This window comes from Inhella proteolytica (genome assembly GCF_016093275.1).
Taxonomy (GTDB): Bacteria; Pseudomonadota; Gammaproteobacteria; order Burkholderiales; family Burkholderiaceae_C; genus Inhella; species Inhella proteolytica.
In genome coordinates this window covers 133,637-154,360 of the sequence record NZ_JAEDAK010000002.1, presented here as the reverse complement: position 1 = coordinate 154,360, position 20,724 = coordinate 133,637, and the positions used below count along the sequence as shown (strand labels likewise).

The 20,724-nt window shown below is 71.4% G+C and carries 15 protein-coding genes; 10 read left to right on the top strand and 5 right to left on the bottom strand.

Annotated elements, in window-relative coordinates; translation table 11 throughout:
• Positions 1–6: 6 nt before the first annotated feature.
• The 6 genes from I7X39_RS03305 to I7X39_RS03280 all read left to right on the top strand — a co-directional run bounded on the left by I7X39_RS03305 (position 7) and on the right by I7X39_RS03280 (position 5,815).
• Positions 7–333, top strand: coding sequence for a PspC domain-containing protein (locus tag I7X39_RS03305; protein ID WP_198109547.1), 327 nt, complete (start codon positions 7–9; stop codon positions 331–333).
• Positions 334–343: 10 nt separating this feature from the next.
• On the top strand, positions 344–1,765 hold the full coding sequence (gene lpdA / locus I7X39_RS03300) for a dihydrolipoyl dehydrogenase (RefSeq protein ID WP_198109546.1): 1,422 nt from the start codon (positions 344–346) through the stop codon (positions 1,763–1,765).
• Positions 1,766–1,772: 7 nt separating this feature from the next.
• Positions 1,773–2,870, top strand: coding sequence for a cell division protein ZapE (gene zapE, locus I7X39_RS03295; protein ID WP_198109545.1), 1,098 nt, complete (start codon positions 1,773–1,775; stop codon positions 2,868–2,870).
• Positions 2,871–3,097: 227 nt separating this feature from the next.
• Positions 3,098–3,412, top strand: a complete 315-nt coding sequence (locus I7X39_RS03290; protein ID WP_198109544.1) for a BON domain-containing protein — start codon at positions 3,098–3,100, stop codon at positions 3,410–3,412.
• A 196-nt stretch (positions 3,413–3,608) separates the two neighbouring features.
• On the top strand, positions 3,609–3,962 hold the full coding sequence (locus I7X39_RS03285; protein ID WP_198109543.1) for a hypothetical protein: 354 nt from the start codon (positions 3,609–3,611) through the stop codon (positions 3,960–3,962).
• Positions 3,963–4,180: 218 nt separating this feature from the next.
• Entirely contained in the window at positions 4,181–5,815 is a 1,635-nt protein-coding gene (locus tag I7X39_RS03280; protein ID WP_198109542.1) for a sulfurtransferase, read from the top strand.
• Here the strand turns inward: I7X39_RS03280 and I7X39_RS03275 are convergent.
• Both I7X39_RS03275 and alaS read right to left on the bottom strand, forming a co-directional pair.
• Positions 5,796–6,341: a GNAT family N-acetyltransferase gene (locus I7X39_RS03275; RefSeq protein WP_198109541.1), complete on the bottom strand. Its 546-nt coding sequence runs from the start codon at positions 6,339–6,341 to the stop codon at positions 5,796–5,798. The two genes, I7X39_RS03280 and I7X39_RS03275, sit on opposite strands and share 20 nt — an antisense overlap.
• Positions 6,338–8,968 (bottom strand): alanine--tRNA ligase, encoded by a 2,631-nt coding sequence (gene alaS / locus I7X39_RS03270; RefSeq protein ID WP_198109540.1) that lies wholly within the window; start codon positions 8,966–8,968, stop codon positions 6,338–6,340. The genes I7X39_RS03275 and alaS overlap by 4 nt, the downstream gene beginning before the upstream one ends.
• A gap of 96 nt (positions 8,969–9,064) precedes the next feature.
• On the opposite strand from alaS, the gene I7X39_RS03265 reads away from it, so the two are divergent.
• Positions 9,065–10,543, top strand: coding sequence for an NAD-dependent succinate-semialdehyde dehydrogenase (locus I7X39_RS03265; RefSeq protein ID WP_198109539.1), 1,479 nt, complete (start codon positions 9,065–9,067; stop codon positions 10,541–10,543).
• A gap of 50 nt (positions 10,544–10,593) precedes the next feature.
• On the top strand, positions 10,594–16,026 hold the full coding sequence (locus I7X39_RS03260) for a PAS domain S-box protein (RefSeq protein WP_198109538.1): 5,433 nt from the start codon (positions 10,594–10,596) through the stop codon (positions 16,024–16,026).
• Here the strand turns inward: I7X39_RS03260 and I7X39_RS03255 are convergent.
• From I7X39_RS03255 to I7X39_RS03245, 3 genes are read right to left on the bottom strand one after another with little or no spacing between them, the layout of a single operon-like run.
• Entirely contained in the window at positions 16,021–16,710 is a 690-nt protein-coding gene (locus I7X39_RS03255) for an RluA family pseudouridine synthase (protein ID WP_198109537.1), read from the bottom strand. The two genes, I7X39_RS03260 and I7X39_RS03255, sit on opposite strands and share 6 nt — an antisense overlap.
• On the bottom strand, positions 16,688–17,080 hold the full coding sequence (locus tag I7X39_RS03250; RefSeq protein ID WP_198109536.1) for a YchJ family protein: 393 nt from the start codon (positions 17,078–17,080) through the stop codon (positions 16,688–16,690). The genes I7X39_RS03255 and I7X39_RS03250 overlap by 23 nt, the downstream gene beginning before the upstream one ends.
• Positions 17,077–17,697: a LuxR C-terminal-related transcriptional regulator gene (locus I7X39_RS03245; protein WP_198109535.1), complete on the bottom strand. Its 621-nt coding sequence runs from the start codon at positions 17,695–17,697 to the stop codon at positions 17,077–17,079. Before I7X39_RS03245 ends, I7X39_RS03250 begins: the two co-directional genes overlap by 4 nt.
• Between I7X39_RS03245 and I7X39_RS03240 the strand changes: the two genes are divergently transcribed.
• Together I7X39_RS03240 and I7X39_RS03235 are read left to right on the top strand one after the other, a co-directional pair.
• Positions 17,681–19,525, top strand: a complete 1,845-nt coding sequence (locus I7X39_RS03240) for a 7TM diverse intracellular signaling domain-containing protein (protein WP_198109534.1) — start codon at positions 17,681–17,683, stop codon at positions 19,523–19,525. The two genes, I7X39_RS03245 and I7X39_RS03240, sit on opposite strands and share 17 nt — an antisense overlap.
• A 49-nt stretch (positions 19,526–19,574) precedes the next feature.
• Positions 19,575–20,720: a hypothetical protein gene (locus I7X39_RS03235; protein WP_198109533.1), complete on the top strand. Its 1,146-nt coding sequence runs from the start codon at positions 19,575–19,577 to the stop codon at positions 20,718–20,720.
• Positions 20,721–20,724: the final 4 nt, after the last annotated feature.

The window sequence follows — 20,724 nt, the reverse complement described above, 5'->3', positions numbered from 1 at the left end:
GCCGCCATGGCCATCGCCGAAGAACTCGAACGCCTGAAGCAGCTGCACGCGCAGGGTGCGCTCAGCGACGAGGAATACACCCGCGCCAAGGAGCGGGTGATCGGCGGCGGTGGCACGGCGGCACCGGCGGGCGGCAGCCCGCTGGACGAGGTGGCCAAGCTGCGCCGCAGCAAGAGTGACCGGATGCTCGGCGGCGTGTGCGGCGGCATTGCCAAGCTCAGCGGCGTCGAGACCTGGATCTGGCGCCTGATCCTGGTGGGTCTGGTGCTGTGCTTCGGCAGCGGCGTCCTCTTGTATTTGCTCCTCTGGCTCTTTGTGCCAGAGGAAGTCTGAAGGTTTCCTCATGAGCACCAAGAACTTCGACGTCGTCGTCATCGGCGGCGGCCCGGGCGGCTACATCGCTGCCATCCGCGCGGCGCAGCTGGGCATGAACGTGGCCTGTATCGACGAGTGGAAGAACGCCAAGGGCGGCCCCGCGCCTGGCGGCACTTGCACGAACGTGGGCTGCATTCCCTCCAAGGCCCTGCTGCAGAGCAGCGAGCACTACGAGCACCTGAACCACCACTTTGCCGAGCATGGCATCACGGCCGACAACGTCCAGATTGACGTGGCCAAGATGCTGGCCCGCAAGGACCTGGTGGTGAAGCAGAACAACGACGGCATCCTCTACCTGTTCAAGAAGAACAAGGTGACTTTCTTCCACGGCCGCGGCAGCTTCGTCGGCGCCAAGGAAGGCGGCTACGAGATCAAGGCCGGCGAGGAAGTGATCCAGGCCAAGCAGGTCATCGTGGCCACGGGCTCGAACGCGCGCGCCTTGCCGGGTGCACCGTTTGATGAGGAGTTCATCCTTTCCAACGACGGCGCGCTGCGCATCGGCGGCACGCCGAAGAAGCTGGGCGTCATCGGCGCCGGCGTCATCGGCCTGGAGATGGGTTCGGTGTGGCGCCGCCTGGGCGCCGAAGTGACCGTGCTGGAAGGCCTGCCGGTCTTCCTGGGCGCGGTGGACGAGGGCGTGGCCAAGGAGGCCGCCAAGGTCTTCAAGAAGCAGGGCCTGGACATCCAGCTCGGCGTCAAGATCAGCGAGGTCAAGACCGCCAAGAGCGGCGTGACCGTGAGCTACGCCGATGCCAAGGGCGAGGCCAAGAGCCTGGAAGTGGACAAGCTGATCGTCTCGATCGGCCGGGTGCCCAACACCATCGGCCTGAACCCCGAGGCCGTGGGCCTGGCGCTTGACGAGCGTGGCGCCATCGTCGTGGACGCCGACTGCCGCACCAATCTGCCCGGCGTGTGGGCGGTGGGTGATGTGGTGCGCGGCCCGATGCTGGCGCACAAGGCCGAGGAAGAGGGCGTGGCGGTGGCCGAGCGCATCGCCGGCCAGCATGGTCATGTCGACTTCGACATCATTCCCTGGGTCATCTACACCAGCCCGGAAATTGCCTGGGTGGGCAAGACCGAGCAGCAGCTCAAGGCCGAAGGCCGTGCCTACAAGGCCGGCCAGTTCCCCTTCATGGCCAACGGCCGCGCGCGTGCGCTGGGCGACACCACCGGCTTCGTGAAGATGCTGGCGGACGCCAAGACCGACGAGATCCTGGGCGTGCACATCATTGGCCCCTTCGCCAGCGAGCTGGTGGCCGAGTGCGTGGTGGCGATGGCCTTCAAGGCCAGCAGCGAGGACATCGCGCGCATCTGCCATGCGCACCCCTCCTTGAGCGAAAGCACCAAGGAAGCCGCGCTGGCGGTGGATAAGCGCACGCTCAACTTCTAAGCACGACGTGTCCACAAGCTCGGCCTACCAGGCCGAACTGGCTTCGCGCGGCTTCAAAGCCGACGCCGCGCAGCTGCAGGGCCTGGCGGCCCTGCAGCGCTGCGAGGACGACTGGATCGCCTACAAGGCGCGACGCGGCAATGCGGTGACCAAGCTGTTGGTCAAGCCGCCGATCCCGCGCGGCGTGTACCTGTACGGCGGGGTGGGGCGGGGTAAGAGCTTCCTGATGGATGCCTTCTTCCACGCCGTGCCACTGCAGCGCAAGGCGCGCCTGCACTTCCACGAGTTCATGCGCGAGGTGCACCGCGAGCTGCACGAGCTCAAGGGCATTGCCGATCCGATCGACGAGTTGTGCCGGCGCATGGCGCGGCGCTACCGCCTGATTTGCTTCGACGAGTTCCACGTCGCCGACGTGACCGACGCGATGATCCTGCTGCGCCTGCTGGAAGGCATGGCCAAGCACCGCATCGGCATGGTGACGACGAGCAACTTCCACCCCGACGGGCTCTACCCCAACGGCCTGCACCGCGACCGCATCCTGCCCGCCATCGCCCTGCTCAAGCAGGGCATGGAGATCGTCAACGTGGATGCCGGCGTCGACTACCGGCGCCGTACGCTGACCGACGCCAAGGTCTACCACTGCCCGCTGGGCCCGCGTGCCGAGACGGCGCTGGACGTGCTGTTCGGCGAACTGGCCGAGGTGGCCGATGAAGACCCGGTGCTGCACATCGAGCACCGCACCCTGCGCGCCAAGCGGCGCGCTGGCGGCGTGGTCTGGTTCGATTTCGCCACCCTGTGCGGCGGCCCGCGCTCGCAGAACGACTACCTGGAGCTGGCGACCCAGTTCCACACCGTCTTCCTGTCCGAGGTGCCGGAAATGCCGGTGCGCCTGGCCAGCGAGGCGCGCCGCTTCACCTGGCTGGTGGACGTGCTGTACGACCGCAAGGTCAAGCTGGTGATCTCCGCCGCGGTGGAGCCGGAGCAGCTCTATACCGAGGGCCCGCTGGCGCATGAGTTTCCGCGCACGGTGAGCCGGCTGCGCGAGATGCAGTCGGCCGAGTACCTGGCGCAGGCGCGTCGCGAGGTGGATACCGGTCTGACCTGACCCGGTCGGTGCGCGGCGCGTCCGCGTGCAGGACGGCGCGCTGGCGCCCGGGCCGAACGGCCCGGCTGTCGGTCCTGTCCGACAGGGAATCGGGGCGCAGGCTGATAGGGCGGAGGGCCGCCCCGGCCTACGGTGTCGGTGCCGGCTCCTGTCACGGGCCGGAAGGAGTCGCGATGAAGTCACCCGTTCGGCCCGAGCCGTTGAGCCCCTTCCGGAAGGAAGGCCCCATGAAACTGCTCAAGTTGCTTCCCCTGACGCTGGCCCTCGGTCTGGGCCTGGGCCCGTTGCAAGGCTGCGCCGTCTGGCGCGAACAGGAAACCGTCGGCGCCTATGTCGACGACGCCACCCTGACCTCGCGGGTGAAGGCGAAATTCGCCGCGGACCCGCGCGTCAGCGCCATGGCCATCAAGGTCGAGACCCTGAAGGGCGTGGTGCAGCTCTCCGGCTTTGCCAAGACGGCCGAAGAGCGCTGGCAGGCGGAAAAGCTGGCCCGCTCCACCTCTGGGGTGGTGGCGGTGCGCAACGACATCGTCGTCAGCTGAATCCGGGGGGCCCCCGCTGGCGCGCCGGCCCCCCCGGTTCGGCGCGCCAGGCCGCAGCTGATCCCCCGCCAAGGCAGTTCATGCCCGCAAAAGGGTCATTCGTCACCCCCGCCTTGTGGCACCCCCCCTGACGCGCAGACACTCCCGGCCATTCCAAACAGGGTTCAACCGACCCCAAGAAGACCTAGGGAAAACCATGAGTGCCGTCCGTCCCCTGCTGTTTGCCGTCCTGGCCGCCGCCCTGTGGGCGCCGGCGCCTGCCGCCCAGGCCAGTGAGCTGGTCAAGCTGGCCAAGTTGATCGTGACCGGCAAGCGCAGCCCGACGGTGCCGCTGGAGACCAAGCCACTGCCGGCCACGACGCCGGTGGCGCCGGTGCAGCCGCGCAGCGAGGCCGCCGCTCCTGCGCCGGCGAACGAGCGCAACGGCCAGTTCGAGCCCCAGGAAGGGCAGGACGGCAGCGCCCCGGCACAGCGCCTGGAGTTGCCGCGCACCGAGCGCGGGGGCGGCGACCGCGTGGGAGCCCATCCCAGCCGTCCGCAGGTCGGCTGAAGCGCGCCGCACCGGATGCGAAGCCGCCCTCGGGCGGCTTCGTCGTTTCTGGGCCGGCCCGCTCACCGCCGTTCGCTCCCGCCGGGCGCGTCTGGGCGCGGCCGGGGCGCGGCTCGTCGCTCGGGGCGCTGCGACGCCGGCGCGGCCCGCCACAGTGGCGTGGCCAGCCGCTGGACCGGGGTGACTGGCCTGTGCATCGCCGGCAAGGGAATTGGCCCATGAACCCCCTCATCCACAACGGTCTGCGCCGCACCCTGCAGGCCTTTCGGGCGGCGCTGGCACTCCTGTTCCTGTTGCTGGCTCGCCCGGCGCTGGCGCTCGATCTGCCCGGCCCACTGGTCAGCGTGGAGTGGCTGCAGCAGCAGTTGGGGCGCGAGGACCTGCGCCTGCTCGATGCCTCGCTGCCGCCCCGGCATGCGGCCGGCCATGTGCCGGGTGCGGTGTCCGTCAATCTCTACGGCTACGCCATCCACGAGCGCAGCCCGGCGCAGATGGCCGAGCTGCTGCGCAGCTGGGGCCTGAACCCCGGCCAGCGCATCGTGGTGATGGACCAGGGGGGCGACTCGATGGCCCCACGCGTCTACTACGACCTGCTGCGGCTGGGCGTGCCGCAGCAGCAGCTGGCCCTGCTGGACGGCGGCCTGGCCCGCTGGAAGGCCCTGGGCGGCGCGCTGACGCAGGAGGCCACGCCGGCGCCCGCTCCCGGCCGGTTGGAGCTGGGCCCCCTGCGCGAGGAGCTGCGCGTGCGCCTGCCGGAGTTCCTGGCTGCCTCGGCGGACCCGCAGCGCCACGCGCTGGTGGAGGCGCTGGAGCCTGAATATCACTACGGCGGCCGGCGCTTCTTCGACCGCGCCGGCCATGTGCCGAACGCCATCCTGGCGCCCTCGGAAGACTTCTTCAACGCCGACAAGACCTTCAAGTCGCCCGCCGAGATCCGCCGCATGGCCCTGCACCTGGGCATCCGGCCCGAGCAGCAGGTGCATGCGCACTGCGGTGGCGGCGTGGCGGCGGCGGTGCCGTTCTTTGCGCTGCGCATGCTGGCCGGCTACCCGGACGTGCGCCTGTTCCAGGAGTCGCAGCTGGCCTGGCTGCGCGACGAGCGCCAGCTGCCTTTCTGGACCTACGGCCGCCCGCAGCTGCTGCGCGAGGCCGACTGGCTGGCCGGCTGGGACGCCCCGCTGCTTCGCCGCATGGGCGTGACACGCATCGCCGTGCTGGACGTGCGCGAGCCCGCGGCCTTTGCCTTGGGGCACCTGCCCCATGCGCAGAACCTGCCGGCCACCTGGATCGAGCGGCATTTGCACGACCCGCAGGCACTGGCCGCCCGACTGGGGCAGCAGGGCGTGCGTCCGGAGGACGAGGCGGTGATCGTGGGCGAGAGCGGCATCAACGAAGCCACGGCCCTGAGCCTGCTGGCACTGGAGCAGCTGGGCCAGCGCCAGGTGGCGCTGCTGCGCCAGTCGGTGGATGAATGGGGTCTGCGCGGCCAGACCCTGAGCCGGGAGGCGATGGGCGCCAAGCCGGTGGCCCGAGCGCCGCGCACGCAGCCCGGGCCGCTGATCCGTCAGGCCGGTGACAGCCAGGGCCAGTACCCCAAGCTGTATCTGGTGTCGGGCGAGCAACGTCCGGCAGGCCTGCCGGAGGGCGAGGTGCGCCAGTTGCCTTACCGCGAGCTGCTGCAGGCCGACGGGGCCCCGAAGCCCGCGCACGAGATCTGGGCCCTGCTGAAGAAAGCCGGAGTGAGCCGCTATGCCGAGATCGTCTGCGTGGGCAGCCGGCCCGGCGAGGCGGCGGTGAACTACCTGCTGCTGCGCCTGATGGGCTTCAGCGACGTCAAGGTTCTGCTGCCATGAGCCCTGGCGGCCGGGGGTGCCAGCGCGCCATGCTCAGGGTATCGACGTACTGCCCGTTGCGCAGGCCGTAGCCGCGCAGCAGGCCTTCGCGCACGAAGCCGAAGCGCTCGTAGAGCGCAATAGCGCGGGCGTTGTCGCTGTAGACCGTGAGTTCCAGGCGCAGCACCCCCAGCCAGTTGTCGGCCAGGTCGGTCAGCGCCGCCATCAGCAGCTTGCCCACGCCCTGGCCCTGGGCCGTGGCGGCGATGGTGATGCCCAGGTGCATGGCGTGGCGGCGCCGTGCCGAGGCACCGGCCGAGTGCAGGCCGGCCATGCCGACGAACTGGCCTTCGCGCTCCGCCACCAGCACATGGTCGCTGCTGCCCGGGGCCAGCATGCCCTCGATGCGCGCGCGCCAGCCGGCCTCGCCCGGGTAGGGCAGTTGCAGCGTGCCGCTGTACATCTCCGGGTCGGCAAAGGCTGCGGCGATGGCCGCCGCGTCGCTGACCGCGATACGGCGGATCCGAACGGCGGGCGCGGCGCTCATGCGGCTTTGCCTGCCACCCAATCCTTCACCGAAGCCAGCGCGCCGGCCAGGGCGGCCGGGTTGCTGCCGCCGGCCATGGCCATGTCGGGCTTGCCGCCACCCTTGCCGCCCACCTGCTGGGCCACGTGGTTCACCAGCTCGCCGGCCTTCAGGCCCTTGGCCACGCCGTCGGGCGTCACCGCAGCGGCCAGCTGCACCTTGTCGCCGTCCACCGTGGCCAGCACGATGGCCGCGCTCTTGAGCTTGTCGCGCAGCTTGTCCAGGGTGTCGCGCAGGGTCTTGGCGTCGGCGCCGTCCAGCTTGGCGGCCAGCACCTTCAGGCCGGCCACGTCCACGGCCTGCTCCAGCAGGGCGTCGCCCTGGCTGGAGGCCAGCTTGCCCTTGACGGCGGCGAGTTCCTTGTCCAGCTGGCGGATCTGTTCCAGCAGCGCATCCACCCGCGTGGCGGCGTCGGCCGGGGCCACCTTCAGGCTGTGGGCGATGTGGCCGATGCGGCCTTCCAGCTGCTGCAGATAGGCCAGCGCGTTGGCGCCGGTGACGGCTTCGACGCGGCGGATGCCGGCCGCGACCGCGCCTTCGCCGACGATCTTGAACAGGCCGATGTCACCCGCGCGCTTCACATGGGTGCCCCCGCAGAGTTCCTTGCTGGAGCCGATGCTGAGCACGCGCACGGTCTCGCCGTACTTCTCGCCGAACAGCATCATGGCGCCGCTCTTCTGGGCGTCGTCCAGCTTCATCACCTGGGCAGCGGTGTCGGCATTGGCCAGGATCTCGGCATTCACCAGGCGCTCGACCTCGGCGATCTGCTCGGCCGTCATGGCGGCGCCATGGGCGAAGTCAAAGCGGGTCCGCTCAGCATTCACCAGCGAGCCCTTCTGCTGCACATGGTCGCCCAGCACCTCGCGCAGGGCCTTGTGCATCAGGTGGGTGGCGCTGTGGTTGCGCATGGTGTGGGCGCGCGCCTCGGCATCCACCTTGGCGGCCAGCTTGTCGCCCACCTTCAGCTCGCCTTCCAGCACCGAGCCATGGTGGCCGAACACATCGGCCTGGATCTTCAGCGTGTCGTGCACGGCCACGCGGCTGGTGGGGTTGCGCAGCTCGCCGCGGTCGCCCACCTGGCCGCCGCTCTCGGCGTAGAAGGGGGTGTGGTCCAGCACCACCACCACGTCGTCGCCGGCGCGCGCCACGGCCACCGGGGCGCCGTCCACGTAGAGGGCGGTGATCTGGCTGGTCTCGCACACCAGGTGCTCGTAGCCGTGGAAGGCGGTGGGCTGGCCGTCATAGGCCAGGCCCTGGGCCATCTTGAACTTGCCGGCCTCGCGGGCGCGGGTCTTCTGCTCTTCCAGCAGTTCGTTGAAGCGGGCCTCGTCCACGCTCACGCCGCGCTCGCGGCAGACGTCACCGGTCAGGTCGACCGGGAAGCCATAGGTGTCGTGCAGCTTGAAGGCGGTGTCGCCGTCCACATTGCCGCCCTTGGCCAGGGCCGCTTCGAGGATTTCCATGCCGTTGGCGATGGTGCGGAAGAAGCGCTCTTCCTCTTGCTGCAGCACCTCGGTCACGCGGCTTTCGGCCTGGCGCAGCTCGGGGTAGGCCTCGCCCATCTGCTCCACCAGGGCCTTCACCAGCTTGTGGAAGAAGGGCGTGCGCGCGCCCAGCTTGTAGCCGTGGCGGATGGCACGGCGGGCGATGCGGCGCAGCACGTAGCCGCGGCCGGCGTTGCCGGGGATGACACCGTCGCAGACGGTGAAGCTGCAGGCGCGGATGTGGTCGGCGATGACCTTCAGGCTCGGGCTGTCCTTGTCGCAGTCACCCGCGCCGGCCTCGTCCACCGCCTTCTTGGCTGCGCCCAGCAGGGCGGCGAACAGGTCGATCTCGTAGTTCGAGTGCACATGCTGCAGCACGGCGGTCAGGCGCTCCAGGCCCATGCCGGTGTCCACGCTGGGCTTGGGCAGCGGATGCATCACACCGTCTTCGGTGCGGTTGAACTGCATGAAGACGTTGTTCCAGATCTCGATGTAGCGGTCGCCGTCCTGCTCCGGGCTGCCCGGGGGACCGCCGGCCACGTCGGGGCCGTGGTCGTAGAAGATTTCCGAGCAGGGGCCGCAGGGGCCGGTGTCGCCCATCATCCAGAAGTTGTCAGACATGTAGCGGCCGCCCTTGTTGTCGCCGATGCGCACGATGCGCTCAGGCGGCAGGCCGATGACGTTCTTCCAGATGTCGTAGGCCTCGTCGTCCTCGGCGTACACGGTGGCCCAGAGCTTGTCGGCCGGCAGCTTGAAGTGGACGGTCAGCAGCTCCCAGGCGTACTGGATCGCATCCTTCTTGAAGTAATCGCCGAAGCTGAAGTTGCCCAGCATCTCGAAGAAGGTGTGGTGGCGCGCGGTGTAGCCGACGTTGTCCAGGTCGTTGTGCTTGCCGCCGGCGCGGATGCACTTCTGGCTGGTGGCGGCGCGGCTGTAGGGGCGCTTGTCAAAGCCCAGGAACACGTCCTTGAACTGGTTCATGCCCGCGTTCGTGAACAGCAGCGTGGGGTCGTCACCGGGCACCACGGGCGAGCTGGCCACGACGGCATGGCCCTTGGACTCGAAGAACTTCAGAAACGTGGCGCGGATGTCGGCGGCTTTCATGGCACGGCGGGGCTCGTCGGGCGAGCCGATTCAATCGGTTGCAGGGGAGGGTGGGGCGGCGGCTAGAGTGCGGTCCCTCCCATCAGGATTTACCCCATGAGCGAGACCACCAGCGCCCTGCCAGCCCTCAATGATGCCAGCCTGCTACGGATTGCCGGCCTGATCGACGGCGAATGGGTGGCCGGCTCCAATCCCCTGGCCGTGCACGACCCCGCCAGCGGCGCCTTCCTGGCCGAGGTGGCCGGTCATGGGGCCGAGCAGGCGCAGGCCGCGATCCAGGCCGCGGAACGGGCCCTGCCGGCCTGGCGCGCCCGCAGCGCGCGCGACCGCGGCCTGATGCTGGCCCGCTGGGCCCAACAGCTGCGTCAGCACGCCGCCGACCTGGCCGCGCTGATGACCGCCGAGCAGGGCAAGCCCCTCACCGAAGCCAAGGGCGAGGTGCTGTACGCCGCCAGCTTCCTGGACTGGTATGCCGAGGAAGGCAAGCGCGTCTACGGCGAGACCGTGCCGGCCAGCGACCCGAGCAAGCGCTACTGGGTGTGGAAGCAGCCGGTCGGCGTGTGCGCCGCCATCACGCCCTGGAACTTCCCGCTCGCCATGATCACCCGCAAGGTGGCGCCGGCCCTGGCCGCGGGCTGCACGGTGATGGTCAAGCCGGCCGAGCAGACCCCGCTCACCGCCCTGGCCTGCGCCGAGCTGGCGTTGCGCGCCGGCCTGCCCGCCGGCGTGTTGGGGGTGCTGCCGGCCACGGCCGAGGAGTCGATCGCGATCGGCAAGGTCTGGTGCGAGTCGCCCGTGGTGCGGCACTTGAGCTTCACCGGTTCCACCGAGGTGGGCCGCCTGCTGGCCGCGCAGTGCGCACCCACGCTCAAGCGGCTCTCGCTGGAGCTCGGCGGACATGCCCCCTTCATCGTCTTTGACGACGCCGATGTGGACGCCGCGGTGGAAGGCGCGATGCAGAGCAAATACCGCAACGCCGGCCAGACTTGCATCTGCGCCAACCGCTTCTATGTGCAGGCCGGCATCCACGACGCCTTCGTGGAGCGCTTGGCCGAGCGCGTGGCGGCCCTGCAGCTCGGCCCGGGCAACGCGGCGAATGTGCAGGTCGGCCCGCTGATCGACGGCCAGGCCCTGGCCAAGGTGCGCTCGCACGTGGACGACGCCCTGGCCCTGGGCGCACAGCTGCGCGTGGGCGGGCAGCTGCGCGGCGACCTGGGCGCCAGCTTCTTCGAACCCACGCTGCTCACCGGCGTGACCGCGCGCATGCGCGTGGCGGTGGAGGAGACCTTCGGCCCGGTGGCCGCGGTGCTGAAGTTCGACACCGAGGCCCAGGCCATCCAATTTGCCAATGCCACCGAGTTCGGCCTGGCCAGCTACTTCTACACGCGCGACATCGGCCGCGCGCTGCGCGTGGCCGAGGCCCTGGACTACGGCATGGTGGGCCTGAACACCGGCCTGATCGCCAGCGCAGAGGCGCCCTTTGGCGGTGTCAAGCAAAGCGGCTATGGCCGCGAGGGCGGCCACCAGGGCATCGACGAGTACCTGGACATCAAGACCGTCTGCGTGCAGGTCTGAACGCCGAACTTCGCCCCTAGACTGGGCCCCTCCCACCCGAGCGGCCCTGCATGACCGTCGCCTCCCCGAACGAGCCCGGCCTGACGGCCCCGGCCCTGCGCCGGGTGATCCGCACCGGCTTGCTCAGCCTGCTGGCCGGCCTGGCGCTCACGGCGGCCTGCCTGTTCGGTCTGTACGAGCTGGAGCGCCGCGCCGAGCGGCAGCGCCTGCAGCGCCTGGGCGAGTGGATCGAGCAGGATCTGCAGCGCCGCCTCACCCCGCTGCAGCAGCTGATGGTGATGGCGCGCGTGCTGGTGCAGCAGCCCCAGGCCGATGGCCAGCACCCCGACCTGCAACTGCTGAGCGAAGGCCAGCCGCTGCAGCGCCAGGTGCCGGGCCTGGAGGAATTGCGCTGGGTGGAGCGCGTGGCCGGTGAGTCCGAGCAATGGCTGCAGCGCAGCGGCTTGCCGGTGCGCACGGAACGGCGCGACCAGCCTCTGCCGCTGTCTCCCGCGCTGCGCACCCTGCTGGAGCGCAGCAGTGCCGGCGGGCAGCTCTTCCTGGCGCTGGACCCGCAGGCCGTGCCGACGCGGCTGTGGGCGGCGCTGCCGGTCTACCGCAGCGGCTCGGAGCCCGGCAACCCGGCGCAGCGCGCGCTGACCCTGCGCGGCTGGTTGCTGGCCGATCTGGACCCGCAGGCCTGGCTGCTCAACCTGGGCGAGCAGGGCCAGGGCCCGCTGCCGCTGGCCCTGCTGACGCTGGACGCCCCGGCCCAGCGCTTCTGGGGCGCGCCGCTGCCCAGCGACGTGGCGCGGCGCGAGCTGCAGCTCGCCGGCCTGCGCCTGGAGCTGCAACTGGGGCGCCGGCTGGCGCTGGGCCTGCTGCAGGGCCATTGGGTGCTGCTGGGCCTGGGGGGCGGCATGAGCCTGCTGTTCGCCCTGGCCATGACCCGCCTGCGCGCGCGCCGCGAGCAGTTGCAGGCGCGCAACCTGCGCGAGGCCGAGGGCCTGGAGCGCCTGGCGCGCGTGGCCGAGCACACCCGCCAGGCGGTGCTGACGCTGGACCGCGAGGGCCGCGTGGAATGGGCCAATGCTGCCTTGCTGGAGCTCAGCGGCCGGCGGGACTTCGAGGTGCAGGGCGCCGATGCGGCCGAGCTGCTCGGCCTGCCCGCGGGCGAGCCGCGCACGCAGCTGGAACAGGCCCTGCGCGAGGGCCGGGCCCTGCGCCTGGAGCTGGCGGTGCAGGATGCCGAGGGCCGCGAACGCTGGCTGGACCTGGAACTACAGCCCGTGCACAAGGCTGATGGTGCCCCCGCGGGCATGGTGCTGCTGGGCCTGGACCTGAGCCAGCGCCGCCAGACCGAGCAGCGCCTGGCGGCGGCGCTGCGCGAGCACGAGGACCTGCTGCGCACCGTGCGTGAGCACGCCGTCGTCTGCGTCACCGATCCGCAGGGCCGCGTGGTGGACGTCAACGAGGCCTTCTGCCAGCTCAGCGGCCACCCACGCAGCGAGCTGATCGGCATGGCCCACGCCCAGCTGGCGGGCCTACGCGGTGCGGCCTTCTGGGAGCCGATCTGGCGCCAGCTGCAGGCCGGCAAGAGCTGGCGCGGCGCCATCGGCAACCGCCGGCCCGATGGCGGCGTGTACTGGATCGACGCCATCCTTGCGCCCTTCTTCGATGCCGGCGGGGCGATCGAGCGCTTCGTCTGCATCGGCTTCGACATCACCGCCAGTGAGGCCGCGCAGGCCGAGCTGCAGCGCGAGCGCGAGCGCCTGAACGCCATCATCGAAGGCACCCAGGCTGGCACCTGGGAATGGAATTACCAGAGCGGCGAGTGGCTGGTGAACCCGCGCTTTGCCGAGCTGCTGGGCGAGACGCCGCGCACCCTGCAGCCCTGGAACCAGGCCGCCTGGCTGGAACGCGTGCACCCCGACGACCAGGAGCGCGCCCGCGAAGCCCTGCTGCAGCACCTGGGTGGCAGCGCGCCGGCCTACCAGCTGGAGCTGCGCCTGCGCCACGCCCAGGGGCGCTGGATCTGGGCCCAGCTGCGCGGCACCGTGGTGGGCCGCACGCCCAAGGGCCAGCCGCTGTGGCTGGCCGGCACGCTTTTCGATGTGAGCGAGCGCCGCCAGCACGAGGAGCAGACGCGCGTGCGCCAGCAGGTGCTGGACCGCACCGAGCGCATCGGCCAGATCGGCGGCTTCGAGCTGAACCTGGCCGAGAACCGACTGACCTGGTCGGACCAGGTGTTCCGCATCCACGGCCTGAGCCCCGGCCCCACGCCCAGCCTGGAGCAGGCACTGCGCTACTTCTTCGAGGAAGACCAGGAACGCCTGAAGCTGGCCATGAGCCGCGCCGTGCAGGAGGCCAAAGGCTGGGACCTGGAGCTCTGCCTGATCGACGCGCTCGGCCGCTTCGTGTGGGTGCGCTCGGTGGGCGAGGCCGAGTTCGACGAGCAGGACGGCCCGCTGCGCATCGTCGGCGCCTACCAGGACATCACCCAGCGCCGTGAGCTGGAGCAGGCCGCCCAGCGCCAGCGCGACCTGATGCAGACCGTGATCGAGAACCTGCCCTGCGGGCTCTCGGTGTTCGACGGCGAGTTGCGCCTGCAGGCCTACAACCTGGAGCTGCAGCGCCTGCTCGACGTGCCGGCCGAGCTGCTGGAGCCCGGCCGCACCCGCTTGCAGGACCTGCTGGCCTTCAATGCCGAGCGCGGCGAGTACGGCGCGGGCGAAATGGCCCGCCAGACCCTGGGCGAGCTGGAGGCGCGTGCGCTGGCCGCCGCGCCGCACCACTTCGAGCGCACCCGCCCGAACGGCGTGACGCTGGACGTGCGCGGCTCGCCGCTGCCGGGTGGCGGCCTCGTGACCACCTACATCGACATCAGCGAGAGCAAGCGCGCCCAGGAGCTGATGCGCGCCCAGGAGCACTTCCTGCGCCTGGTGGCCGACAGCGTGCCCGGCCGCATCGCCTACTGGACGCGCGAGCGCCGCTGCGTGTTCGTCAACCGCAGCTATGCCGCCTGGTGCGGCTGGGAGCCCGAGCGCATGCTCGGCGCCACGCTCGAAGACGTATTCGGGCCCGAGCGCGTGGCCAGCCAGGAAGAGCGCCTGCAGCAGGTGCTGGCCGGCCAGCTGCTGCAGTTCGAGCGCACCGAAGCGCTGCAGCCGGAGGGCGAGCGCACGATGCTGGTGCACTACGTGCCCGACACCCAGGCCGGCGAGGTGCGCGGTTTCGTGGTGATGGCGCTGGACATCAGCGAGCTCAAGGCCGAGCAGCGCCGCGCCGAGGCGCTGAACGACGAGCTCGCCGTGGAGCGCGACCGCGCCAACGCGGCGTCCATTGCCAAGAGCCAGTTCCTGGCCAATATGAGCCACGAGATCCGCACGCCGATGAACGCCATCCTCGGCATGCTCAAGCTGCTGCGCCACACGCCGCTGCAGCCGCGCCAGCTCGACTACGCCGCCAAGGCCGAGGGCGCGGCGCGCTCGCTGCTCGGGCTGCTGAACGACATCCTCGACTTCTCCAAGGTCGAGGCCGGCAAGATGGTGCTGGACCCGCAGCCCTTCGCGGTGGACGAGCTGCTGCGCAACCTGGCCGTCATCCTGGCCAGCAATGTCGGCGCCAAGCCGGTCGAGCTGATCCTCTACGTCGACCCGCGCGTCCCCGCGCACCTGGTGGGCGACGCGCTGCGCCTGCAGCAGGTGCTCATCAACCTGGGCGGCAATGCGGTGAAGTTCACCGAGCGCGGCGATGTCGTCATCAGCCTGCGCCGTCTGGGCGAGCGGGGCGGGCGCGTGCGTCTGGAGTTCTCGGTGCGCGACACCGGCATCGGCATCGCCGAGGACAAGCAGGCCAGCATCTTCGGCAGCTTCACCCAGGCCGAGGCCAGCACCACGCGGCGCTTCGGCGGCACCGGCCTGGGCCTGGCCATCAGCCAGCGCCTGGTGCAGCTGATGGGCGGCGAGATCGGGTTCACCAGCCAGGTCGGCCGCGGCAGCCGCTTCGCCTTTACGCTAGAGCTGCCGCTGACGCCGCGGCAGGAGCCGGGGGCACAGGCGCGTGGCCTGCGCCTGCTGGTGGTAGACGACAACCCGGTGACCTGCGCTGCGCTCGAGGCCATGGCCGAGGGCCTGGGCTGGCAGGCCCTCTACACCGCCACCGCGGCCGAGGCGCAGACCCTGTGGGACACCGAGCAGAGCGAGGGCCGCCACTTCGACGTGGTGGCGCTGGACTGCCAGCTCGCCGACCGCGACGCCTGGGATTTCGCCTGCCAGCTGCGCAACCGCGCCCGCGCCCTGGGCCACACCCTGCCGGTGCTGGGCCTGGGCTCGGCGCAGGACCGCGAGCGCCTGCACCCCGGCCCCGAGGTGGGCGGCTACGACGGCTTCCTCGTCAAGCCCGTCACCGCCGGCATGCTGGACGAGGCCGTGGCCACCGTGCTGGGGCGCGCCCGCCCGCGCCGCCTGCAGGCCCAGGCGGCCGACGGCGCCAGCCTGGCCGGCCTGCGCCTGCTGCTGGTCGAGGACAACCCCAACAACCAGCAGGTGGCGCAGGAGCTGCTGCAGGCCGAGGGCGCCGAGGTGGTGGTGGCCGACCACGGTGCCCAGGCCCTGGAGCGCCTGCGCGAGCAGAGCTTCGACCTGGTGCTGATGGACATGCAGATGCCGGTGATGGACGGCCTGGCCGCCACGCGCGCCATCCGCCAGGAGCTGGGTCTGGCCGATTTGCCCATCGTTGCCATGACCGCCAATGCCCTGGCCGCCGACCGCCTGGCCTGCCTGGAAGCGGGCATGAACGAACATGTCGGCAAACCCTTCGAGATGGCGTCGCTGGTGGCCTTGATCCAGCGCCTGGTGGGTGTGGCCGCGCAGGGGCTGGCCCAGCCCGCCGGCCCGGCCATCGACCCCGCGCGCCTGCAGCAGGCGCGCGCCGAGGGCATCGACCTGCAGGCCGCGATGGAGCGCTTCATGGGCCGCGCCGGCTTGTACCTGCGCACCTGCCGCTCCTTCGCGCGCTCGGCGCGCGCGCTGCCAGCCCAGCTGCGTGGGCACCAGAGCCTGCCCACCACCGAGCGCGCCGAGGCCGACCGCCAGGCCCTGCACGGCTTCAAGGGCCTGGCCGCCACGCTGGCCGCCAGCACGCTGGCGCAATGGGGTGCCACCGGCGAGGCCCAGGCCCGCACCGGCGAGGCCCTCGATCCGGCCTGGATTGCCGCGCTGGACCAGGAGATCGAACGCGGCTGCACGGCGCTGCTGCGCCACGCCCAGGCCTTGGCTGACGAACGCAGCGAGCCCGGCAAGCCCGCCCCGGCGGCGCAGGCCGAAGGGCCGCTGAAGGAGCTGCGCCTGCTGGTGCAGGCGCAGGACCTGCGCGCGCTCAGCGTGGCGGCCGAGCGCCGGTTGGAATTGGAGCGCTTCCTGGGCGAGGAACTGGCCCACCTGGACGAGGCCCTGGCCAGCCTGGATTTCGAGCGCGCCAAGGCCTTGCTCGAAGCCTCATAAGGCCGCCCACTCCGGCCCCGGCGCCGCTTCGAAGCGGCGGCCATCGGGCAGTTCCAGCCACTGCGCGTGCAGCCACAGGCGGCTCAGGCCCAGGTAGGCCGCCAGCGCGCGGTTCAGCGGACCCTTGCCATGCGTGGCGTCGCCAATCAGCGGGTGGGCCATGTGCTTGCAGTGGCGGCGGATCTGGTGGCGGCGGCCCTGCAGCGGTTCGAGCGCCAGCAGGGCGGCCCGCGTGGCGGCGAACTGCGGGTGCGTTGGCACCGGCCACTCGAAGCGGTGCAGGCAGCGCCAGTCGGTCTGCGCCTCCAGCTGCGGCTGGCCCTGGCTGGGCAGTTCGGGGTCGCGCGCCAGGGGCTGGTCGATGCGGCCCTGCTCGCCGGACGGCCAGCCCCGTACCAGGCCCAGATAGCCCTTGCGCACCTGGCCGTCGCGAAACCAGGCGCCGAGCTGGCTGGCGGTGGCGGCATCGCGCGCCAGCAGCAGCACACCGCTGGTGCCCTTGTCCAGCCGGTGCGCTGGCGTCAGCCAGCCGCCGAACTGCGCCTGCGCGCGCGCCAGCAGGGTGTCGGTCTCGTGGGCGTCCAGGCCGCTGGGGTGGACGAGCAGGCCCGCCGGCTTGTCCAGCACCAGCAGCTGGGCGTCCTCGTACAGCGGCCGCAGTTCAGGCGATGTCGCCGTCGACATAGAGCCATTCGTCATTCACACGCTCGAAGCGGCTCGTCTCCATCAGACGGTGCGCCCGCCCGCCCAGCTTGCTGCGCGCCACGAAGCGCACTTCGGCGTGGTCTTCGTCGAGTACCCGGTGGCTCAGCACGTCCAGCCCCAGCCAGCGCAGTCCGGGCTCGGGGGCTTCGAGCTGGCGCGGGCGGGTGCGCGGGTGCCAGGTGGCCATCAGGTAATCGCGCCGGTCCTTGACGAAGGCGCTGTAGCGGCTGCGCATCAGCGCCTCGGCGTCGGGCGCCGTCAGGTGGCCGCTGCGGTCGTATTCGTCGTGCAGGGCGCCGCAGCACTGCGCGTAGGGCAGGGGGCGGCCGCAGGGGCAGGGGTCGCTCATTCGAACAGCCCCAGGTCCTTGACCTTGGCCACCAGCTGGGCCGCACTGCTCACGTCGAGCTTGCGCATCAGGTTTTCGCGGTGCTTGTCCACGGTCTTGGGGGAGAGGTTCAGGTGCTCGGCCATGGCGGCATTGTTCAGGCCTTCGCTGATCATCTTGGCCACCTGCAGCTCGCGCGGCGTCAGGCCGGGGTCGCTGGCCTGGGCCTGAGAGGCCAGTTCGGGGTGGATGACGGTTTCGCCGCGCAGCACGCGTTGCAGCGCCAGCACCAGCTCGGCGCCGCTGCCCAGCTTGGGCTGCAGGCCGTGCACCCCGCAGTCGATCAGCTGGCGGAACACGGTGGGCGAGGTGGCGCCGGTCAGCAGCACGATCTTCAGCGCCGGGTGGCGTTGGCGCAGCCAGGCGGCAGTGGCGGCGGTGTCGCCGCCGGGCATGTGGTAGTCGAGCAGCAGCAGATCGGGCTGCAGCTCGGCCACGCGCTCGCGCAGGCCTTCGAGGCTGGAGGCCTCCCCGACAATCTGCCACCCGGGCTCCAGGCCCAAGAGCAGCTTGAGGCCCTCCCGAAACATGACGTGGTCGTCCGCCAGCAGGATCCGAACGGTGGCTGAGCTGCTCATGCGGGGCCTGCTGATCCTGATGTTGTGGGGGCTGGCAGTTTATGAAGCCCGTGCTCAGAGCTGCAGCACGGCGCCGGAGGCCCAGAACCTGCAGGCCTGCAGCCAGCTTGCGGCCGCGCCGTCCGGGGCGGATGCGAGCCTGCGCTGGCAGCGCATCGAACTGCAGGGCGCCGGGCCGCAAACGCGCGTGCTGGCCTTGGGCGTTCCCGATGTGCAGGCGCTGGAGCTCTGGCAGGCGCAGGGTGGCGAGCCGCAGCGGCGCTGGCGGCTGCAGGCCCTGGATGCGCAAACCGCCCGGCCCCTGCCCGGGCCGCGCCTGGCGCTGCCGCTCAGCCTGGCGCCTGGCCGCAACACGCTCTGGCTGGGCTATCGCGTGCATGGCGATGGCCGCCTGGACCCGCAGTTGCTGAGCCCTGGGGCCGAGCGCCAGGCCCAGCAACGCCGCGATGTGCTCAATGGCCTGATCTTCGGCGTGATGGTCACGCTGGCGGCGGTGGTGGCCACCGCGCGCTGGGTGGGTGGGCCCAGCGCCTATCTGGCCTATGTGGCCCTGGTGCTGGCGCAGCTGCTGATGTTGTTGCACACCGAGGGCTATGCCTTTGCCTGGCTCTGGCCCGAACTGGCGGGCTGGAACCAGCGCGCGCCTTTGGTGCTGGGCCTGTTGAGCCTGGCTGCGCACGCGGCCTTTGCCATGCAGTTCCTGCAGATGCGCCAGCACATGCCGCGGCTGTGGCGCGCGCATGCCCTGCTGCTGGCGCTGCTGCTGCCCGCCCTGGGGGCGGTGCTGCTGCCCGATGCTGTGCGCCTGGGCGTGCTGATGGGCCTGCTTTACGCCCCGCTGGCCCTGGGCGCGGCCGTGCAGGCCTGGCGCCTGGGCCTGCCCGGCGCACCGCTCTACACCCTCGGGGCGGGTGCGCTGCTGCTGGTCTCGGTGCTGTTCTTCAGCCTCGGCGTACTGGGATTGAACCCGCTGCCGAGCGTGCACTTTCTGGACTACCCCAAGATCGGCGCCTTGCTGGAGGCCGCCTTCTTCTCGGCTGCCTTCATCAACCGCGTGCGCGCCGAGCAGCGCCGCCAGGCCGAGCAACGCCTGCGCCGGCTGGCCGAAGCCGAGGAGCTGCTGGCCCTGGAGCAGCAGCGCCAGGCGGCGCTGGCCTTGGCGCAGCGCCAGGGCCTGCGCCTGGCCGGCGCCAGCCACGACATCTCGCAGCCCCTGGCCTCGCTGCGCTTCGCCATCGAGGCGCTCAAGCGCAGCGCCGCACCGGGTGCCATCACCCAGCACCTGGACCACACCCTGGCCTATGCGCAGACCCTGTTGAGCGACCTCATCCAGCAGACCCGCGCCGAACTGCCCAGCGGGCCGGACCGCATCGCCCTGGGGCCCTGGCTGCGCGAGCAGCTGGCCCAGCACGAGGCGGCCGCCGCCGCGCGCGGCCTGCGCCTGCGCCTGGCGCCCTGCCGCGCCGAGCTGCAGGCCTCACAGCTGATGCTCGCCCGCGTGCTGCACAACCTGCTGGGCAATGCACTGCGCTACACGGCGCGCGGCCGCGTGCTGGTGGGGGTGCGGCGCCGGCCCGGCGCCCTGGAGCTGCAGGTGTGGGACAGCGGGCCGGGCCTGGCGCCCGCGCAGCTGGAGCGCCTGCAGCAGCCCTTCGAGCGCGGCAGCAGCGCGGCCGATGGCGGCCATGGCCTGGGCCTCTTCATCGTCAAGAGCCTGTGCGAGCAATGCGGCTGGACGCTGCGCATCCACAGCCGCCTGGGCCGGGGCAGCGGCTTTTGCGTGCGCATCCCGCAGGCGCCAATTACGGTGGACACCGTATCGGCTTGAGCGGCCCCCGTTCCTAGCATGAAGGCATTCCCAAAGAACGCCTTCTGCCATGCCCCTCTCGCCCCTTGCCCTGACCCGCCTGCGCCGCAGCGTTTGCCACCTGAGTGACCTGCCGGGCCACTGGCGCGCGCTGAGCTCGCAGCCACGCCTGGATGTGCTGAGCCTGCGTCCGCTGGAGGATGAGGGCGAGCGCAGCCGCTGCTTCAGCGCCAACTCCGCCCGCCGCAGCCATGCCCGCGCCGCTCGCTGGGCCTGGCAGGGTGTGCGCGCCCAGCAGCGGGTCATCAACATCACCCGCGCCGAATTGGGCAGCCGCGCTGGCCGCAGCCTGGCCCAGCAGGCCTGTGCCGATGCCATCGCCCAGGCCCAGCGCCAGGGCGTGCGCGTGGTGCAGTTCAGTGCCGAGCTGCGCCGCCTGTTCGGCGCGGACAGCAGCCTGCTCAAGCAGCGCTTCCCCGGCCTGCTGTTCTGCAACGGCGACAACGCCGCCGCCCTGCTGCTGCTGGAGGACGTGCAGCGGGCGCTGGGCCAGGCCTTTGCAGGCAGCCAGGCGCCCATCCGCGTGCTGCTGCTGGGCAGTGACAGCGCGCTGGCCCAGGCCCTGCAGGACGGCCTGCGCAGCCAAGGCGCCGTGGTGCTGGGCTGCACCGCGGCCGAGGCCGCGCGCGGCCACCTGCGCACGCTTGCCCCCGTGGACGCCGTGGTCGTCTGCAGCGCCGACCCGGCGCTGCACCTGGACCTGGCACGCGTGCACCAGCTGCGCCGCCGCCAGCGTCGCCTGCTGGTCATCGACGGCGTGGCGCCCCCCAGCATGGATGCCGCCACCCGCGCCGCCTGCGGCGACTGGGTGCTGCACCAGCAGGCCAGCCGGGTGCAGCTCCCCGGCCTGCGCTGGGGCCTGGCCACCGCCGGCCTGCACGGCGAGCGCCGCCTGCTGGATGCGCGTGCCCTCGAAGCCCTGCTGCTGCACCGGGCCCTGTTCCAGCGCCAGGAGCCCGCCGCCTTGGGCTGCGACTGGCTTCAGCACGGCGGTCTGCAGCGCCTGCTGCTGGGTGAGGCGCTGCGCCAGCTGGCCGTGCAGCTGGACGCGCCGTACTCCGGCAGCTTGCGCGTGCGCAGCTTCAACCTGGCCTGCCCCGAAGCCTCGCGGGCGCCCGTCAGCGGCTTCAGCGACACGCTGTCCCTGGCCGCCTGAGCGC

What these genes read in the sequence shown, in the direction of transcription:
- I7X39_RS03280 (WP_198109542.1), top strand. Translation starts at nt 4,181, where the DNA reads ATGAACCCCCTCATCCACAACGGTCTGCGCCGCACCCTGCAGGCCTTT.
- I7X39_RS03260 (WP_198109538.1), top strand. Translation starts at nt 10,594, where the DNA reads ATGACCGTCGCCTCCCCGAACGAGCCCGGCCTGACGGCCCCGGCCCTG.
- alaS (WP_198109540.1), bottom strand. Translation starts at nt 8,968, where the DNA reads ATGAAAGCCGCCGACATCCGCGCCACGTTTCTGAAGTTCTTCGAGTCC.
- I7X39_RS03290 (WP_198109544.1), top strand. Translation starts at nt 3,098, where the DNA reads ATGAAACTGCTCAAGTTGCTTCCCCTGACGCTGGCCCTCGGTCTGGGC.
- lpdA (WP_198109546.1), top strand. Translation starts at nt 344, where the DNA reads ATGAGCACCAAGAACTTCGACGTCGTCGTCATCGGCGGCGGCCCGGGC.
- I7X39_RS03305 (WP_198109547.1), top strand. Translation starts at nt 7, where the DNA reads ATGGCCATCGCCGAAGAACTCGAACGCCTGAAGCAGCTGCACGCGCAG.
- I7X39_RS03235 (WP_198109533.1), top strand. Translation starts at nt 19,575, where the DNA reads ATGCCCCTCTCGCCCCTTGCCCTGACCCGCCTGCGCCGCAGCGTTTGC.
- I7X39_RS03275 (WP_198109541.1), bottom strand. Translation starts at nt 6,341, where the DNA reads ATGAGCGCCGCGCCCGCCGTTCGGATCCGCCGTATCGCGGTCAGCGAC.
- I7X39_RS03250 (WP_198109536.1), bottom strand. Translation starts at nt 17,080, where the DNA reads ATGAGCGACCCCTGCCCCTGCGGCCGCCCCCTGCCCTACGCGCAGTGC.
- I7X39_RS03285 (WP_198109543.1), top strand. Translation starts at nt 3,609, where the DNA reads ATGAGTGCCGTCCGTCCCCTGCTGTTTGCCGTCCTGGCCGCCGCCCTG.
- I7X39_RS03255 (WP_198109537.1), bottom strand. Translation starts at nt 16,710, where the DNA reads ATGTCGACGGCGACATCGCCTGAACTGCGGCCGCTGTACGAGGACGCC.
- I7X39_RS03245 (WP_198109535.1), bottom strand. Translation starts at nt 17,697, where the DNA reads ATGAGCAGCTCAGCCACCGTTCGGATCCTGCTGGCGGACGACCACGTC.
- I7X39_RS03265 (WP_198109539.1), top strand. Translation starts at nt 9,065, where the DNA reads ATGAGCGAGACCACCAGCGCCCTGCCAGCCCTCAATGATGCCAGCCTG.